Origin of the sequence: Mesorhizobium sp. M2E.F.Ca.ET.209.01.1.1 (assembly GCF_004010375.2) — a bacterium.
Taxonomy (GTDB): domain Bacteria; phylum Pseudomonadota; class Alphaproteobacteria; order Rhizobiales; family Rhizobiaceae; genus Mesorhizobium.
Map to the genome: position 1 here is coordinate 1 of NZ_SADP02000790.1, position 321 is coordinate 321.

At 53.6% G+C, this 321-nt stretch carries 1 protein-coding gene; it reads left to right on the forward strand.

What is annotated here, in order from left to right; translation table 11 throughout:
- Positions 1 to 148: 148 nt before the first annotated feature.
- On the forward strand, positions 149 to 321 hold a 173-nt coding region (locus EN852_RS37915), incomplete at its 3' end, for a LysR family transcriptional regulator (protein WP_135879843.1).

Below are 321 nucleotides of genomic sequence, written 5' to 3' on the forward strand. Positions count from 1 at the left end.
GCAGGGATCTGAACCGCCCGATCATTTTATTCTCTGCGACCTGCAGGCCAATTTTTTCTAACTTCGGCTAAAAAAGTAGAATAAAGCTATCGATCCGTCTAATCAGTTGTTCTTGTAAATTCGATCGATATTGGTTCTTAATGCAGGCATGACCCTGGACCAGTTGCGCATTTTCGTCGCCGTCGCAGAGCGCGGCCACATGACCAAGGCAGCAGAGCTTCTCGGCATATCCCAGTCGGCCGCGTCGGCGGCCATTCGCGCGCTGGAAGAGCAGCACGGTGTCCATCTGTTCAACCGCGTCGGCCGCAACATAGAGCTGGC